The organism is Kribbella sp. NPDC051137 (assembly GCF_040682535.1).
Taxonomy (GTDB): domain Bacteria; phylum Actinomycetota; class Actinomycetes; order Propionibacteriales; family Kribbellaceae; genus Kribbella; species Kribbella karoonensis.
This window is the reverse complement of sequence record NZ_JBFBBI010000008.1, coordinates 13,414-29,994: the sequence shown is the minus strand read 5'-3', so window position 1 is coordinate 29,994 and position 16,581 is coordinate 13,414. Positions and strand designations below refer to the sequence as shown.

11 protein-coding genes are annotated in these 16,581 nt (G+C 69.6%); 2 read left to right on the top strand and 9 right to left on the bottom strand.

Annotated features, from left to right (window positions below):
* Nucleotides 1–29 precede the first annotated feature (29 nt).
* Nucleotides 30–1,022: a malate dehydrogenase gene (locus tag AB0M51_RS38205; protein WP_344199444.1), complete on the top strand. Its 993-nt coding sequence runs from the start codon at nt 30–32 to the stop codon at nt 1,020–1,022.
* A gap of 54 nt (nt 1,023–1,076) precedes the next feature.
* Here the strand turns inward: AB0M51_RS38205 and AB0M51_RS38200 are convergent, their stop codons facing one another.
* The 5 genes from AB0M51_RS38200 to AB0M51_RS38180 are packed head-to-tail and all read right to left on the bottom strand — an operon-like array spanning nt 1,077 to nt 6,355.
* The gene (locus AB0M51_RS38200) at nt 1,077–2,141 is read right to left on the bottom strand and encodes an ATP-binding cassette domain-containing protein (RefSeq protein ID WP_344199446.1); all 1,065 of its coding nucleotides are present in this window, start codon (nt 2,139–2,141) and stop codon (nt 1,077–1,079) included.
* Nucleotides 2,141–2,989 carry a carbohydrate ABC transporter permease gene (locus tag AB0M51_RS38195; RefSeq protein WP_344199448.1) on the bottom strand — a complete coding sequence of 283 codons (849 nt, stop codon included), beginning with the start codon at nt 2,987–2,989 and terminating at the stop codon, nt 2,141–2,143. Before AB0M51_RS38195 ends, AB0M51_RS38200 begins: the two co-directional genes overlap by 1 nt.
* The gene (locus AB0M51_RS38190) at nt 2,986–3,939 is read right to left on the bottom strand and encodes a sugar ABC transporter permease (protein ID WP_344199450.1); all 954 of its coding nucleotides are present in this window, start codon (nt 3,937–3,939) and stop codon (nt 2,986–2,988) included. Before AB0M51_RS38190 ends, AB0M51_RS38195 begins: the two co-directional genes overlap by 4 nt.
* Before the next feature lie 2 nt (nt 3,940–3,941).
* Nucleotides 3,942–5,270: an extracellular solute-binding protein gene (locus AB0M51_RS38185; protein WP_344199452.1), complete on the bottom strand. Its 1,329-nt coding sequence runs from the start codon at nt 5,268–5,270 to the stop codon at nt 3,942–3,944.
* Between the two features lie 32 nt (nt 5,271–5,302).
* Complete coding sequence (locus AB0M51_RS38180) at nt 5,303–6,355, bottom strand: Gfo/Idh/MocA family oxidoreductase (protein ID WP_344199453.1); 1,053 nt, start codon at nt 6,353–6,355, stop codon at nt 5,303–5,305.
* Nucleotides 6,356–6,485: 130 nt separating this feature from the next.
* Here AB0M51_RS38180 and AB0M51_RS38175 point away from each other — a divergent pair, with 130 nt between their 5' ends.
* Complete coding sequence (locus AB0M51_RS38175) at nt 6,486–7,685, top strand: ROK family transcriptional regulator (RefSeq protein ID WP_344199455.1); 1,200 nt, start codon at nt 6,486–6,488, stop codon at nt 7,683–7,685.
* Nucleotides 7,686–7,734: 49 nt separating this feature from the next.
* On the opposite strand, the gene AB0M51_RS38170 is transcribed toward AB0M51_RS38175, so the two are convergent.
* The 4 genes from AB0M51_RS38170 to AB0M51_RS38155 all read right to left on the bottom strand — a co-directional run bounded on the left by AB0M51_RS38170 (nt 7,735) and on the right by AB0M51_RS38155 (nt 16,529).
* Nucleotides 7,735–10,971 carry a S8 family peptidase gene (locus tag AB0M51_RS38170; RefSeq protein WP_363753445.1) on the bottom strand — a complete coding sequence of 1,079 codons (3,237 nt, stop codon included), beginning with the start codon at nt 10,969–10,971 and terminating at the stop codon, nt 7,735–7,737.
* Between the two features lie 69 nt (nt 10,972–11,040).
* Nucleotides 11,041–14,373 carry a S8 family serine peptidase gene (locus AB0M51_RS38165; protein ID WP_344199457.1) on the bottom strand — a complete coding sequence of 1,111 codons (3,333 nt, stop codon included), beginning with the start codon at nt 14,371–14,373 and terminating at the stop codon, nt 11,041–11,043.
* Between the two features lie 153 nt (nt 14,374–14,526).
* A complete protein-coding gene (locus AB0M51_RS38160; protein WP_344199459.1) occupies nt 14,527–15,231 on the bottom strand; it encodes a transporter substrate-binding domain-containing protein in 705 nt (234 codons plus the stop codon).
* Nucleotides 15,232–15,287: 56 nt separating this feature from the next.
* On the bottom strand, nt 15,288–16,529 hold the full coding sequence (locus AB0M51_RS38155) for a hypothetical protein (RefSeq protein WP_344199461.1): 1,242 nt from the start codon (nt 16,527–16,529) through the stop codon (nt 15,288–15,290).
* Nucleotides 16,530–16,581 lie beyond the last annotated feature (52 nt).

Sequence of the window (16,581 nt, the reverse complement as noted above, 5' to 3'; positions counted from 1 at the left end):
CACACAAACTGATGAGCTAGGAGCGAGTCGTGAGCACTACACCGGTGAAGGTGGCCGTTACCGGGGCCGCGGGGAATATCGGCTACAGCCTGCTGTTCCGGATCGCGAGCGGCGCGCTGCTCGGGCCCGACACCCCGGTGGAGCTGCGGCTGCTGGAGATCACCCCGGCGCTGAAGGCGCTCGAGGGCGTCGTGATGGAGCTCGACGACAGCGCGTTCCCGACGCTGGCCGGGATCGAGATCGGCGACGACCCGAACAAGGTCTTCGACGGCGTCAACGTTGCGCTGCTGGTGGGCGCGCGGCCGCGGACGAAGGGCATGGAGCGCGGCGACCTGCTGGAGGCGAACGGCGCGATCTTCACCGTCCAGGGCAAGGCGCTGAACGACCACGCCGCCGACGACGTCCGGATCACGGTCACCGGCAACCCGGCGAACACCAACGCGCTGATCGCCAAGAGCAACGCCCCCGACATCCCGGCCGAGCGGTTCTCGGCGCTGACCCGGCTGGACCACAACCGGGCGCTGGCGCAGCTGGCGAAGAAGGCCGGCGTGCACGTCACCGACCTGAAGAAGATGACGATCTGGGGCAACCACTCCGCGACCCAGTACCCGGACATCTTCCACGCCGAGGTGGCCGGCAAGAACGCCGCCGAGGTCGTGAACGACCAGGCCTGGCTGGAGAGCGACTTCCTGCCGACCGTGCAGAAGCGCGGCGCCGCGATCATCGAGGCCCGGGGCGCGTCCTCGGCCGCCTCCGCCGCGGCCGCCACCATCGACCACACCCGCGACTGGCTGAAGGGCACCGCCGAGGGCGACTGGACCTCGATGGCGGTCGTCTCGGACGGCTCGTACGACGTCCCGGAGGGCCTGATCTCGTCCTTCCCGGTGACCACGAAGGACGGCAACTGGGAGATCGTCCAGGGCCTGGACATCAACGAGTTCTCGCGCGCCAAGATCGACGCCTCGACCGCCGAGCTCGGCGAGGAGCGCGACGCGGTGAAGGACCTCGGCCTGATCGGCTGACCCCGCAATCGGACCTGACGGCCCCTGGGTGGATCTCCACCCAGGGGCCGTCGGCTACACCCGCAGGCCGGAGTCCTCGTCGAAGCAGTGCACGGACGCGCGCTCGACACTGATCCGTACGTCGTCACCGACGCTGAACGAACTGAACCCGGGTGTGCGGACGGTGAACAGCGCCGACCCCAGATCGACGATCACGTCCGAGACGTTGCCGAGCGGCTCCACCACCTTGACCACACCATGACGCTGGTCGGCGCTCACCTTGTCCAGCTGGCATTCCTCAGGACGCAGACCCACCACCGCCCGGTCGGGCGCGTCCCCGGCGTCGACGAAGAACGACGACCCGCCGACCGCGTACCGGCCGCGCTCGGAACGCACCGCCGGCAGCAGGTTCATCCGCGGCTTGCCGACGAACGAGGCGACGAAGCGGGTCGCCGGCCGGTGGTAGATCTCGTACGGCGTCCCGTACTGCTCCAGGTTTCCCCGGCTCATCACCGCGATCTTGTCGGACAGCGTCATCGCCTCCTCCTGGTCGTGGGTGACGTACACGCTGGTGGCGCCCAGTTCGGCGTGCAGCATCTTCAGCTCGCTCCGGGTCTGGTCGCGCAGCAGGGCGTCGAGGTTGGAGAGCGGCTCGTCGAACAGGAACACCTTCGGCCGCCGGGCGATCGCCCGGGCCAGGGCGACGCGCTGGCGCTGGCCGCCGGACAGGTTGCGCGGCCGGCTCCCGAGCACGTGCTCGATGTCCAGCCGGCGGGCGGCGTCCCGGACCCGGCGCTCGATCTCCGGCTTCGCGACCTTGCGCATCTTGAGGCCGAAACCGATGTTCGCGGCAACATCCATGTGCGGGTAGAGAGCGTAGTCCTGGAAGACGAACGCGAGATCGCGCTTGTCCGGATCGAGGTCGTCCACCCGGGCTCCGTCGATCAGGATCTCGCCCCCGCTGACCTCGTCCAGCCCGGCGATCATGTTCAGCGTGGTGGACTTGCCGCAGCCGGAGGGCCCGAGCAGCGAGACGAAGTCGCCGTCGCCGATGGTGTACGTCAGCTCGTGCACCGCCGGTACGGCGTTGCGTCCACGGCCGTACGTCTTCTGCACCTTCTTGAGTTCGATCTGAGCCATCAGCCCTTCACTGCTCCTTCCACAAGCCCTCGGATGATCCACCGTTGCGCGACCAGCGCCAGCAGGAGGACGGGAACCGCGGTGATCACACCCGCGGTGGCGGCGGCCGTGTAGTCCATCGCGAACAGACCCTGGAACGCCGCCGTCCGGACCGGCAGGGTCGCCGCGTTGCCCGACGTCAGCACCTTCGCCAGGAAGAAGTCGCTCCAGCTGGTGATGAACGCCAGTACCGCGGTGGCCGCCATGCCCGGCGCGGCCAGCGGTACGGCGATCCGCCAGACGATCTGCAATCTGCTGCAGGCGTCGATGACGGCGGCGCGTTCCAGGCTCGGCGGAACCTCCTGGAAGAAGCCGACCAGCATCCACACCACCAGCGGCAGGATGAACGCGGTGTACGTGACGACCAGGCCGGGCAACGTGTCGTACATGCCGAACGCCCGCAGCAGCACGAAGAGCGGGACCGCGAGCACGATGACCGGAACGGCCTGGACGGTGAGCATCCCGACCAGCAGCGTGTGCCGCCCCGGGAACCGGTACCGCGCGAGCACGTACGCGCAGCCCGAACCGAGCACCATGCACACGACCGTGGTGGAGATGCCGACGATGGCCGAATGCGCCATCGGGACCAGGAACGAACTGTCGCCGAGCAACCGGCGGTAGGAGCCGAGCGTGATCAGCCGGGGGTCGAGGTTCGGGGTCAGGCTCTGCAGGGCGCTCGCCGGGAACAGGCTGTACAGCGCCATCCACAAGAACGGCGCCAGCAGGTAGACCAGCAACACGCCGACGAGCACGCGGTGGACCACCGTACCGGCTCGCCTGCGGCTGCGTGGGGTACGTCGTGAACTCACCGGGCGACCTCCTTCCGGTCTCGCAGGACAACCGTCCAGAACACCGCGAACAGCAGGACAAGCACCGTCGCGGAGATCGCGATCGCGGCTCCGTAACCGCGGTCCAGGTTGCTGAAGGTCACCAGGTACGCGAGGAAGTTGATCGTCGTCGTACCTTCGGCGGGCCCGCCCGACCCGCCGGTCAGGACGTAGATCGTGTCGAAGACCTTGAGCGACCACATCGTCTGGACGACGAGCGCGAACGTGATCGGCCCGCGCAGGTTCGGCAGCGTGATCCGGAGGAATCGCTGCCAGGCTCCGGCGCCGTCGACCCGGGCGGCCTTGTAGATGTTCGCCGGGATGCCCTGCAAGCCGGCCAGCATCAGCAGGCACAGGAACGGCAGGAGCTTCCAGGTCTCGGCGAACACCAGCACGTTCATCGTCCAGGTCGGATCGGCGAGGAACTGCACCCGGTCGTGGAAGATGCCGAGCCCGAGTCCGATCGCGTTCACCACACCGGTGGAGCCGTCGAAGATGAGCTTCCACATGATGCCGTTCACCACCGGCGGGACCGCCCACGGCACGAGCAGCAGCACCCGGACCAAGGTCCGGCCGCGGAACTCGACGTTCAGCAGTACGGCGATCAGCACCGCGAGCGTGACACCGGCGCCGACCGTGACGGCGGCGAAGAACAGCGTCCGGAGGAGCGCGGCCAGCACCTGTGGGTCGTGCATGACCGCCGCGTAGTTGCCCAGACCGACGAAGGACGGCGGCGTGGCCGTCTTCTCGCTCCAGTCGAAGCCGGACATGAAGACCGCGTAGCCCATCGGGTATCCGAGCAGCAGAACGATGATCACCAGTGCCGGTGCGGCCATGCCGATCGCGAAGCGGAGCTCACGGGTCCGCCGTCGGGATCGTCGGCGCGCTGGGGTCGCCGCGCCGTCGACCGGGGCGGGATCTTGGCCGGCCATGGTCACTTGAGGTAGCGCTTGACGAGGGCCTCGGTCTGCGACGCCGCCGAGTTCAGTGCGTCGCGCGGCGGCGTCTTGCCGTTCATCACGTTGTTCAGCTGAACCGACAGCAGTTGGTCGAGCTCGTTGGACCATGGTGTGCCCCAGCGCTTCGTCGCGTACTTCGTGGTCTCCTTGTACGTCGTCACGACCGGCAGCGCCGCGGCGCTCTTCGGGTCGTCGAGCACCGTCGACGTGACCGGGAACCAGCCCTCCTGGTCGACGATCTTCTGCTGGACCGTGCCGGTCGTGACGAACTGGAGCCAGGCGAGCGCTGCCTCCTTGTTCTTCGAATAGTTGTTGATCGCAAAGCCTTCAGAGCCGTCGATCGAGGCCGAGCGGACACTGATCCCGGGGATCAGTCCGTTGCCGACGGTCTGTGCGGTCAGCTTGGACGCCTTGCCGGTGGCAACGGCGTACTGGAAAGGCCAGTTGAAGACGATGCCGGTGCTGCCGCGGGCGAACTGGTCGCCGAGGTCCGAGGCGTTGGTGGTCTGCAGCGAGGCGGGGTCCATCACCTTGTGCAACGTGAGGAGCTCCTTGAACTTCGTGAGCGCCTCCACGCCCTGCTCGCTGTTGAAGATCGGCTTGTAGTCCTGGTCGTACATGTCTCCGCCGTTGAGCAGCAGGACCCGCAGGAAGTTCTGGTACGCCCCCGCGGGGTTGCCGATGTCGCACGCGTACCCGTACTGCCCCGGACGCGTCATCGCCTTGGCTGCGGCGACGAACTCGTCCCACGTCGCGGGAGCCTTGTCCGCGTCGAGCCCGGCCTGCTTGGCCAGGGTCTTGTTCCAGAACATCGTCTGCACGCTGGAGAACTTGGGCAGTCCGTAGACCTTGCCGCGCCAGGACACCGCATCCAGAGCAGGCTTGATCAGATCCTTCGGTACGGCGGTCTGGTCCAGCTCCTGGAGCCATCCCGCCTGACCGAACTCGGCCGTCCAGCCGGCCCAGGTCATCACCACGTCGACAGTGGAGTCCTTGGCGGCGAAGAGGGTGGCGAACCGGTCGTGGAGGTCGTTGAAGTTGCCCATCGTGTAGGTCTTGACCTTGATACCGGTCGCGCTCTGGAAGGCGGCGATGGCCGAGGCCTGGAAGACCTTGTTGGTGTTGTCGTCGAGGATCGTGAGCTCACCGGCGGGTTTCCCGCCCGGCTTGAGCGGACCGTCGGAGGCGCCGGCGGATCCCTTGGCCGACGGGTCGCCCGGGCTCACACACCCGGAGAGCGTCGCGGCGCCGGCCGCGGCCGCGCCGAACTGCAGGAGCAGGCGACGGGAGATGAGGTTGTCCATGCTGCACTCCTTGAGGTGAGGTGCCCGGCCGGTCAGTGGCTGACCGACGTCCTGCCGGTGGGGACGGCGACGGGCGTACTGCTGGTGAGGCTCTGGTGAACGGCCTCGATGGCGTCGGTCACCACCTGGCCGTGGCGTGCGTCAGGGAGGTCCACGTCCGCACCGGAGACGGCGGCGAGGAAGTCGTCGACCATGGCGATCGGGATGCCGGCCAGCCGTCCGCGGCTCTCGGTGACGCCGAACTGGAGCCAGTCGACGCGTTCGGCGCCGTACCGCGTGACGCCGGTGTCGGCGATGTCGATGTGGTAGCTGGCCGCGTCGGTGTGGGCCTCGTAGCGGAAGTCGAAGACCGACGGTGCGGACGTGGGCAGGACCCACTGCGAGTTCAGCACCAGGACGGATCCGTCCGACATCGAGAACGAGGCGGTGACGGCGTCCCAGGTGTCGACACCGAGACCGGGAAGCACCCGCCGGACGCCCCGGGCGAAGACGTCCACCGGACGGGCACCGGAGAACCACATCGCCAGGTCGAGGCTGTGCGGCATCAGGAACCAGGCGGGCGAACTCTGCGCGGCCCAGGAGAGCATCTCGGTCGGGACGAACACGGTGTCGTTGAGGTTGACGATCTGGGCCACCATGGCCCCGTGCCGGCCGGAGGCGAGCTGCCGGTGGACCTCGACGAACTTGTCGTTCCAGCGGTTCTCGAACCCGACGTACGTGCGGGTGCCGGCCCGCTCGGTCGCGTCGCAGATCGCCGCGGCGTCCGCACTCGTGGTCGCCAACGGCTTCTCGAGCAGCAGGTCCAGGCCGGCCGCGGCACAGGCGGTCGCCGCCTCGCGATGGGCGAAGTCGGGGGTCGCGATGATCGCCGCGGTCGCCTCCGGGTGTGAGGCGAGGGCGTCCTGTACGTCGGCATAGCCGGGAACCCGCAGCGAGCCGGCCACCCTCTCGCGCACCGCCGGGGCAGGCTCGCAGACGGCAACCAACTGGGCGACCGGGTTCTGCTGAACGGCCCGGGCGAACATCGAACCGCGGATCCCGGCCCCGACCACGATCACCCGTGGCGCCTTCGTCGTCGTACTCACGCACGCTCCTTCGAGGTTTGTATGATGTGGTAACTTACATACCTCCGGTCAGTTTGCATACCCCCGAAAGCCCGGAAATGTTTAGGCTCTCGGCACGCCCACAACCTGCTGACCGAGACAGGGGAGACCGTTGAAGAGCTCGCCATCCGTCCGCACCGCCGCGATGACGCGGCGCCTGGTCAGCCCTTCCCTGATCGGCAAGACCAACCGGTCACGTGTCCTCAAGCTGCTGTTCGAGAACGGGCCGAGCAGCAGGGCGCAACTCGCCCGCGCGCTAGGCGTGAACCGGGCGACGATCGCCAGCATCCTGCAGCCCCTGGTCGACGACGGCACGCTGATCGAGGGCGAGGCGATCGCACCCTCACGGTCCGGCGGCAAACCCGCCCGGCCGTTGTGGTTCAACCAGGCCGGCGCCGAGCTGGGCTCGGTGCGGATGTCGTCGACCCGGATCCTCGCCGCACGGATCGGGATGGACGGGACGATCCGGACGCAGGGGCAGCGGCAGATCGGCCCGGACTGGGAGTTGTCGCGGATCCGCGACGAGCTGCTGACCCTGGCCGACGAGTGCTTCGAGGGCCACGTCCTGTTCGGGATCGGCGTCGCCGCGGCCGGCATGGTGGACACCACCACGGGCAGGATCCTGTCGGTGCACCTGGCGCCGGTGCTGAACGGCTTCGCGGTGGTGGACGAGTTGCAGGCCGCGTTCGCCGTACCGGTGGCGATCGACCACCATCCGCGGGTACTGGCCCTCGGGGACCGGTGGTTCGGGGCGGGCCGCGGTCTCGAGCGCTTCGCGTCGGTCTATACGGGTGAAGCGCTCGGCATCGGTTTCGTCCACGAGGGTGAGGTGTTCCGGGGCGTCGACGGCGCCGGCGGTGAGTACGGGCACATGGTCGTCGACATGCGGGGCGACCGCTGCATGTGCGGCCGCACCGGATGCTGGGAAACCATCGCGACCACCGGCTGGCTGCGCGCGGAGGCGGGACGCCGGGGTCTGCCCGACGCGGAGCGCGCCGACTGCGCGAGCCTGGTCGCCGCCGCCGGTCAGGGCGACGCACGGGCGGCCGGACTGATCCGTGACTACGCCAGGAATCTCGCCGTCGGGATGGCGAACCACGAGCACATGCTTGCCTCGCACAACTACATCATCCACGGCGACGCCGCGACCGGCGGCGAGACGATGCGCGCGCTGTTGCAGGAGTACCTCGCGGAGTTCAGTCCGCACCGCGGCGAGCCGCCAGTGGTGATCGTCGATCCGACCGACGAGGACCCGGTGCTGCTCGGCGGCGGCGGACTGGTGCTGTCGACCGAACTGTCGACAGTCGTCTGATTCGCCAAGACGCCCGACCGGGGAGTTCCCGGCCGGGCGTCTCGCTGTTTCACCGCAGGTTGTAGGCGGCGATCACTGTTTGTGTGGTGGTGTTTCCGGTCGCGTCCGTCGCGGTGGAGCGCAAGGAGATGCTGGAGCCGGGCGGCGTCGGGAAGATCGCCTTGCCGCCGACGACCGGTGCCTCGCGCCAGGTGGCCCCGGCGTCACCCGAGTACTCGATCTTGACGGAGGCGCCCTTGACCTCGAAGGGCAGCACCGTGACCGGCTTCCGGATCATCGCGTTGTTCCCGTCCACGTCCGGCCGGAACCTCACGGTGTGGATCGGGATGGTCGGCTGGTCCGCGGACGACGTGAACGTCGCCTCGAGGTCGGTCCGCGTCGAGAACGGCCAGACCTCCTGCGTCCCGGTGGTGACCAGCTTGTACGACGCCTTGCCGGCCGGCTGGTCCGCGACGCTGAGGTTCCCGAACTGGTCGCTGGACCCGACCTCGGCCCCGTCCCGGTAGAGCTTCGTACTCGCCGAGCTCATCGTGGTGTAGCCCGTGTGCCCGTCCGCGTCGGTCAGCGTCCACAGCGAGATGTCGAGCGTCCCGCCGGACCGCTTCGCGGCGTACACCGACGGCACGAACGCTGCCGCGTTCCACCGCTCCCGGTAGTACCGCCCGGCCTTGTACGGCATCGACTCGCCGTCGAGCTGCCACTTCCCGAACGGGAGGTCCGCGCCGTCCGTGTCCTCCTGCGTCGACCCGGCGAAGCCGTACGGCGTCTGGTCCACGAAGTACCGCACGGTCCGCGGTGCGTCGAAGCGGACCACCCGCGCGGTGCCGCTGTCGCCGTTCGGTCCGGTCGGGAACAGCAGCTTGAACAGCCGCTGCCCGTCGGTCGCGTTGATCGTGGCATCCACGGTCGCGAGCTCGGACTGCTTCACCTTGCGGTCGAAGCCGGTCGGGAAGTCCCCGGGGAAGTAGTTCGCGATCCCGTACAGGTACGGCGTGTTCGTGTACAGCCCGTCGTCGCCCGGCACGCCCCACTGCGACGTGACGTGCCCGGTCAACTGGTCGGCCGGGAGCTTCGGCCCGGCGTTGTAGGTGTACATCTTGCCGGAGTTGAAGCCCCACGCGTCGTAGACGTAGACACCGTTCCGCAGCGTCCGGTCGTACCCGATGGCCGAGTTCGCCTGCCGGGCGGTGGGGTTCGGGACCGAGGTGGTGACCGGCTCGGCCTGACGGGCGTCCAAGACGACCGTCCGGTCGGAGGTCAGCTTGATGCTCGGCGCGACCATGCTGAAGAAGATCCAGTCGTCGGTCCCCCGCTCGAACTCCTGGAACGTGTCAGCCATGTACTCGCCCTGCGGCAGCCGGACGGTGTACGTACCGTTGGCGTCCGGCGAGTTCGCGAACTGGGCCACGTCGTTGTCGACTCCGAACACGTTCACCGGGTAGTCGGTGTCCGGCGTGCCGTCCCGCATCACCATCTTGACGGTGAGGTTGTACGACGGCCCCTCCTGGTTGACCCCGACCGGTACGACGACGGTCTGCCCACCGCCGGTCGCCGTGATCCGCCCGCTGTACAGCCCGTCCGGACCGCCGAGCGTGGTGTCGGCGGTCGCCTGCACGGTCGCCGTACCGCCGGCCGGGACGCTCACCGAGTCGGCGCTCAGCTTCAGCGCACCCGCCGGGGCCGCGGCGCCGCCGGGAGCGTTCAGCATCGAGGTCAGCGAGAGCGTCACGGCGGCATCGCCGAGGTTGTGGAACGTCACGTCGCGGGTCACCGGCTTGTCGTCGGCGTGCGGGAACTCCGCCAGTCCGAACGACACGTTGCCCGGCTCAGCGACGACGCTCTGCTTGATCGCCGTGGTCAGGTTGATCCGCCCGGCGCCCTGCTGGAACGCCGTCTGGTCGGCAGCGACCTTCGCCGAACCCATCAGCGCGCCCTTCAGGTCGGCCGGCGTCCAGGACGGGTGCTCCTGCAGCAGGATCGCGGCAGCGCCCGCGGTGTGCGGCGTCGCCATCGACGTACCGGAGAGCCGCAGGTACTCGTCGCCGACCGGTTCGCCGATCGAGGAGTCCTTGGACTTCGCCGCGACGATGTCGACGCCCGGCGCGGTCACGTCCGGCTTCAACGCGTTGTCGCCGACCCGCGGTCCGCGGCTGGAGAAGTCCGCCAGTTGGTCCTGCTTGTCGACGGCGCCGACGGTGAGCGCGGCCTCCGCACTACCCGGCGAGGAGACCGTCGCGTCACTCGGCCCGGAGTTGCCGGCGGCAATGACGAACAGTGTGCCGGTCTGCGCGGTCAGCCGGTTCACGGCCTCCTCGAGCGGATCAAGCTCCGGGGTGTCGGTGCCGCCGAGGCTGAGGTTGACGATCTTCGCCTTGACGTCGTTCGCGGCCCAGTCCATCCCGGCCAGGATCGCGGACTCCTCGCAACCGTAGACCTCGCAGACCTTGCCGTCGTAGATCCGCGCGTCCGGCGCGACGCCCTTGTACTTGCCGCCGGACGCGGCGCCGGTGCCGGCGATCGTCGACGCCACGTGCGTGCCGTGGCCCACGAGGTCGTTCGCGGACTCGGTGGTGAAGTTCTTCTCGCCCGCGACCTGGGTCGCGAGGTCGGGGTGCGTCGCGTCGACGCCGGTGTCGAGGACCGCGACCGACACGCCCTTGCCGGTGTATCCGGCCTGCCAGGCGTCCGGCCCGCCGATCTGCGGCACCGACTGGTCGAGCTGGATCTGCCGTTTGCCGTCCAGCCACAGCTTGCTGAACCCGGCCGATCCGAGGAAGCTCCGCGCACCGCTCTTGCTGACCTTCATCGCCGCGCCGCTGATCGACGGCAGCTGCCGGGTGACCCGCGTCCCTGCCGGTACGGCGCGTTTCGCGGCGTTCCCGCGGTACGTCGTGAGCACCGGGATCGTGGAGGTCGACGCGTCGTCGTACCCGTCCTTCACCAGTTCCGCGACGTCGAACAGCCGGCGGTCGATCCGCCCGCTGCCGATGTCCTTGCTGACGTCGGCGGGGATCACATAGGCGTGCCCGCGGTACCGCTGCTTGACGAACGCGACCTGCTGCCGGCCGGGAGCCGGCTCGACGGTCAGCTTGGCCAGATCGCCACCGGGCACCAGCACTTTGTCACCGGTGATCAGCGTGACGCTGAGGTTCTTACCGGCGGATGGTTTCTCAGCTTGTTGGGCGGGCGGTGCGGCCTGCGCCGGCGCCAACACGCCGGCTGCCAGGCCCGCGACCGCCAGCAAGGCGATCGCGGGCACCGTTCTGCGCATGGATCTCGAACTCACAGGGCCTCCCCAGAATCGGTTGTCTGCGCAACCCCTACAACGCAGCAACCGGTCTCCGGGGTTGCGTGCTCAGCGCAACGCGTAGGCCTTGGTTACGGTCAGGTCCGTTTGGTTGCCCGAGCCGTCGACGAGTTGCGACCGTAGCGAGACGCTCTGGCCCTCGGGCGTCTCGAAGATCGCCTTGAACCGGCCGTGCCCGATCGGCAGGACCGCGGCGTTGCGCCAGGTCTTGCCGTCGTCACCGGACACCTGGACGGTGAGCTTCCGGATCAGCGGCAACGCCACGCCCGGCTGCGGATCCACGACGACCGGCAGCACCGTGACCGGCTTGCGGTCGGCGAGGTTGTGGTCGTCGACCTTCGGCTGGTACCGGATCCCCAGCAACGGCAGCGGTGTCGCCTCCGTGGCCGCCGCCGTGCTGAACGTCCACTTCAGGTCGGTCCGGGTGGCGAACGGACTGGCCGACTGGGTCTGCGACGACTCCAGCGTGTACGTCGACTTCGCCGCCGGCAGGTCGGCCGCCTCGACGTACCCGAAGTACGGCGACTCCGCGACGACCTTGCCGTCCCGGATCAGCTTGGTCGATCCCGTGTCGGCGAGGATGCCGCCGCTGTTCCCGTCCGCGTCGGCGAGACCGTAGACGGACACGTACAGGTTCGCGTCGGTACGGACCGCCTGGTCGGGCGCGATCGAGAACGCCGCCGCGTTGAACCGCTCGTCGTACGTCCGGCCCGCCCGGTACGCCTTCTGCGGCGAGGACAACCGGCTGACGGTCTGCGGGAACGGATCGTTCGGGTCGGTACTCGGAACGACCTCGCTGACCTCGGTCTGCCAGGTCGCCGGACCACCGTCCACGTAGGTCGTGGTGGTCAGCGGTGCCTTTCCGTACAGCAGTCCGATGGCCCAGCTGCCGCCCATCCCCGGTCCGGTGCCCTGCACGACCCGCTCGTGTTCGTGGTCGGTCGTGGCGTTGACCGTCTGTACCAGCGTGGCCTGCTGGCTCGGCCTGACCGCCCGGACGAACCCGGTCGGGTACACGCCCGGGAAGGTGTTCACCTGCCCGACGAGGTACGGCGAGTTCCCGAAGTTGCCGTCCGCGTCCGGCTTCGCCCACTGCGACGCCACATGGCCGGTGAACTGCTCTGGCGGCAGGACCGCGGAACCGACCTGCGCGGTGTAGCTCTCACCGAACCCGAACTGCAGGCCCGAATAGCCGGCGCTCTGCCGGCCGTCCGCCGAGCGGCGGTCGTACCCGATGTCGGCGAGCGCAGCCTGCGCGCCGGCCTGCGGCACGGTCACCTTGACCGGCTTCGCCGTCCGCGCGTCGAACACCACCGTGGTGTCCTTGGTGAGCTGGACCGACGGCTGCACGAGGTCGTAGCCGGCGTAGTTGCCGCCCGTCTTCTCCACGTACTGGCTGTTCTGCGCCAGGTACTCGCCCTTCTCCAGGCGCAGCGTGAGCGCGCTGCTCCCGTCGCCGAGGAACTCGAACAGGCCGCTGTTCACGCCCATCAGCGCGCCGGCGAACTCGGCCGGCTTGCCGTCCGGGCCGACCGCCTTGAGCGTGAGGTTGTAGCTCTCCTTCTCCTTCTCCAGGCCGATCGCGGAGGTGACGCTCAGGTCGCCGCCGGTCGCGGTGATCCGGCCCGAGTACAGCCCGTCCGGGCCGTTGTGCCTGGTGTTCGAGGTCGCCTGCACCGCGGCGGTACCGCCGGCCGGGACCGTCACCGTGCTCGCGCTCAGCTTCAGCGCGCCGGTCGGAGCGGCCGCGCCGTCCGGGCCGGTGAGGGTCGCGGCCAGGTTCAGCGTGACCGCCTTGTCGCCGAGGTTGCGGTACGTCAGCGTCTTGGTCACCGGGGTGTCGTCGCCGTGCGGCCACACCGCCGTACCGAAGGAGAGGTCGCCGGGCTCCGCGACCACGGACTGTTTGATGCCCTTGGCAACATCCACCCGGCCGGCGCCCTGCTCGAACGCCGTCTGGTCCGCGGCCGGCCTGGCCGAACCCATCAGCGCGCCCTTGAGCTCGGCGGCCTTCCAGTCCGGGTGTTCCTGCGCGAGGATCGCGGCCGACCCGGCCACGTGCGGGGTCGCCATCGACGTACCGTCGAGCCGCAGGTACCGGTCGCCGACCGGCTCGCCGATCACCGAGTCCTTCGCCTTCGCGGCGACGATCGACACGCCCGGCGCGCTGATGTCCGGCTTCACGGCGCCGTCGCCGACCCGCGGGCCGCGGCTGGAGAAGTCGGCCAGCCCGTTCTGCTTGTCGACCGCGCCGACGGTCAGCGCGGCGTCCGCGCTTCCGGGCGAGCCGATCGTGCGCTCGGCAGGCCCTTCGTTGCCGGCGGCGATCACGAACAGCGTGCCGGTCTCGGCGGTCAGCCGGTTCACGGCCTCCTCGAGCGGGTCGATGCCCGGGGTGTCGGTGCCGCCGAGGCTCAGGTTCACGACCTTCGCCTTGACGTCCTTCGCGGCCCACTCCATGCCGGCCAGGATCGCGGAGTCCTGGCAACTGCCGCCGTCGTCGCAGACCTTGCCGTCGTACAGCCGCGCGTCCGGGGCGACGCCCTTGTACCTGCCGTTCGACGCGGCCGCCGTACCGGCGATCGTCGAGGCGACGTGGGTCCCGTGGCCGAAGTGGTCGCCGTCCGGGGCGTCGGTGAAGTTCTTCTTACCGACGACCTGGGTCGCGAGGTCCGGGTGCGACGTGTCGATGCCGGTGTCGAGGACCGCGACCGGGACGCCCTTGCCGGTGTACCCGGCCTGCCACGCGGTCGGCGCGCCGATCTGCGGCACCGACTGGTCCAGCGTGACCTTGCGCTTGCCGTCCAGCCAGATCTTGTCGATACCCGCGCTGTCCAGCACCTTGGCGTCCTTGGTCGCCCGCAGCGCGGCGCCGTTGATCACCGGCAGCTGCCGCGCGACGGTCGCGCCCGGCACGGCGGACCGCTGCCGGGCCGTCCCGCGGTACGTGACGATCAGCGGCAGCGTGCTGCTCCCCCGGTCGTCGTACCCGTCCTTGATCAGCCCGGCCACGTCGAACAGCCGGCTGTCGAGCGCCCCGTCGGCCAGACGCGCGCGGACGTCCGACGGTACGACGTACAGGTGGTCCCGTTCGCGGTACGAGCTGAACGCGACCTTCGTCCGGCCGGCACCGGGCGTGATCGACGCGTGCGCCGGGTCCCCGCCCAGCAGCGTCACCCGGTCGCCGGTGATCAGCGTGACGCTGCGGTCCGGCGACTTCGACTTCGCGACGGCGGCCGGTGGTCCGGCTTGTGATCCGGCTTGTGGTCCGGCTTGTGGGCCGGCGACAGCCTGACCCGCGGCGGACAGCCCGAGCCCCAGAACGGCGATCGAGGCGCCGGCGGCTACGCCGAGGCGCCTCGATCGTGGTGTGGATACCACGATGAGTCCCTCCCGATCGTTGTCCTCACATCGGACCGCACCAGACCACTTACGGAGAGCAGTCGGACGGCCACTCACCGGTAGATGTCCGGGACCGGGCGAAAGGTTGCCGGGACCACCTGCCACGGCAGGTTCCTGCCTGACTACTTTCTGTCAGGGCGCGACGAGGGCCAGGGACTGACCGGCGGCGGTGAGGGACGCCGCGACGAAGCCGTCGGCCTTCAGTTCGTCGACCAGGTCGCGGAGGTAGGCGACGGTCTCGTCACGCTTGTCCTTCGTCGTGCCGACGGCCTGCTGGATCTGCATGAACCGCTCGTCGATCAGCCGGAGGTCGGGGTTCTCCGCGACGTACCGCGTGATCGGCTGCCGGATCCCGGCCGCGACGTCGAGCCCCTCGGCGCGGAACACGTCGACGCCGTCGGAGCCGCGGACGATCGTCGCGTGCCGCACCGTCCTGGTCAGGTACAGGTCGTACGCCGAGCCCTGCTTCACGCCGATCCGGACACCCGGAGCGTCGATGTCGGCGACCGTGCTCAGCCCGGACTCCCGCGGTACGGCGTAGACGCCCTCGATCACGACGTACGGCGCGGTGAACGCCACCTCGGCCGCCCGGGCGGGCTCGATCGCGAGGAAACAGAGGTCCGCCTGTCCGGTCGTCAGCGCTTCGAACGACTTGCGGGCCGCGTCGAAGCAGACCAGCTCCAGCGGCAGGTCGAGGCGTCGGGCCAGTTCCCGCGCGATGTCGACCGTGATCCCGGCCGGCGCGTCCGGCGTACCCTGCGCGAGCACTGGGTTACCGAGATTGATCGAGGCGCGCAGGACACCGGTGGGCGCGAGGTCGGCGGCGACAGTCGTCATACCGGCGACCTTAGCCGTGCGCCCGGGTCGCATCCGCGGACGACTGACGGATCTCGTCAGTCGTGCAGGGCGGCCAGCGCCGCGCGTGCGGCCGTGCCGAGCTCGTCGTCCTTCGAGGGCGCGAACACCGTGGTCGTCGGCGTCGGGTGCGCGCGCAGCAGCCGGGTCCGTTGCCAGGTGGGCGGATGCTCCGCGTCGCTGCGCCCGTTCTGCGCCCGGTCGACCCGGACCAACCGCGCGAACTCATGTTCGGGGATCTCGGCCGCGGTACGCCGCAACGTGTCCAGCGGGTCGCCCGCCGGGTCGAACCGGACGGCGCGTTCGGCGGCGCGGAAGCAGATGCCGGCCAGCAGGACACGCTCCAGCGCAGCCGCGGCCGGTTCGGAGCCGACGTGCTCGGCCACCCGGCGGTCGATGCGGTACTCGCGGCATTGACGGCCGGCCAGGTCGAGGCGGTGCAGCAATCGCCAGTACCCACGGAGCGGCGGGCCGAGCACCGCGTTGAAGAACTTGACCAGCCAACTGTGCAGGATCTGGTCGTCGCTGCCGGACCTGATCAGGACGACGCCTTCCATGCGGTGGAGCCGGCCGTCCCCGGCAGAGTCGAGCCTGCCCGGCGTCACGGTCGCCGCGAGCTCGCCGATGATGTGCTGGGCGGCACCGAGGACGCGGTCGTGCATACCGCGCCGGTCGTCGTACAGCGCGTGCGCGAGGGCGGCGTACCGCTCCTGCGGGCCCAGGACTGACCAGGACGGGAGACCGATGCGGAGCGTACGGCGGTACCGCCGGCCGATGCGGTCGACCGCGATGCGCTGGTCGACGGTGACGACGACATGCTCCAGCTGCGGCGAGCCGGTCTGCGCGGCGAGGCGGTCGAGTACGTCGTAGAGCTGCGGCGCCTCCGCTCTGCTCACCGGCTGCGCGCTGTCCGGCAGCCGGGTGATGCGTGGGCGGAAGACCGCCGTCAGGACGAACAGGACCACGGCGAACGGCGCGGCGAACCACACCGGGCGGTAGAAGGCGAGCAGGGCGATCCCGCCGAGCAGGCCGGGCAGCGGTACGAGCAGGACCGGCAGCGAGAGCAGGAACGCGCCGAGCGAACGCTCCGGGCCGGCGGCGGGTCGTTCGGCGAGGGCGTCCGCGAGTTTCCGTTCCCGTTCGACCTGCCAGGCGGGTTCCTGCGCGGCAGGCGCCGGCTCCAGGTTCCACTCACAGTGCCGGCACCAGACGGCGTACCGCCGATCCGTCGGCAACGGCCGACTGCACTGCGAGCAGTCGGCCGTACTCTCCATCGTCATCCCGCCAGGATGCTGCTACCAGGGGCCAAATCGCAGGATTTTCTCGAACATA

Bases quoted from the DNA above. Each gene is read 5' to 3' on its own strand.
- AB0M51_RS38200 (WP_344199446.1), bottom strand. From the start codon at position 2,141: ATGGCTCAGATCGAACTCAAGAAGGTGCAGAAGACGTACGGCCGTGGA.
- AB0M51_RS38190 (WP_344199450.1), bottom strand. From the start codon at position 3,939: ATGGCCGGCCAAGATCCCGCCCCGGTCGACGGCGCGGCGACCCCAGCG.
- AB0M51_RS38185 (WP_344199452.1), bottom strand. From the start codon at position 5,270: ATGGACAACCTCATCTCCCGTCGCCTGCTCCTGCAGTTCGGCGCGGCC.
- AB0M51_RS38160 (WP_344199459.1), bottom strand. From the start codon at position 15,231: ATGACGACTGTCGCCGCCGACCTCGCGCCCACCGGTGTCCTGCGCGCC.
- AB0M51_RS38155 (WP_344199461.1), bottom strand. From the start codon at position 16,529: ATGACGATGGAGAGTACGGCCGACTGCTCGCAGTGCAGTCGGCCGTTG.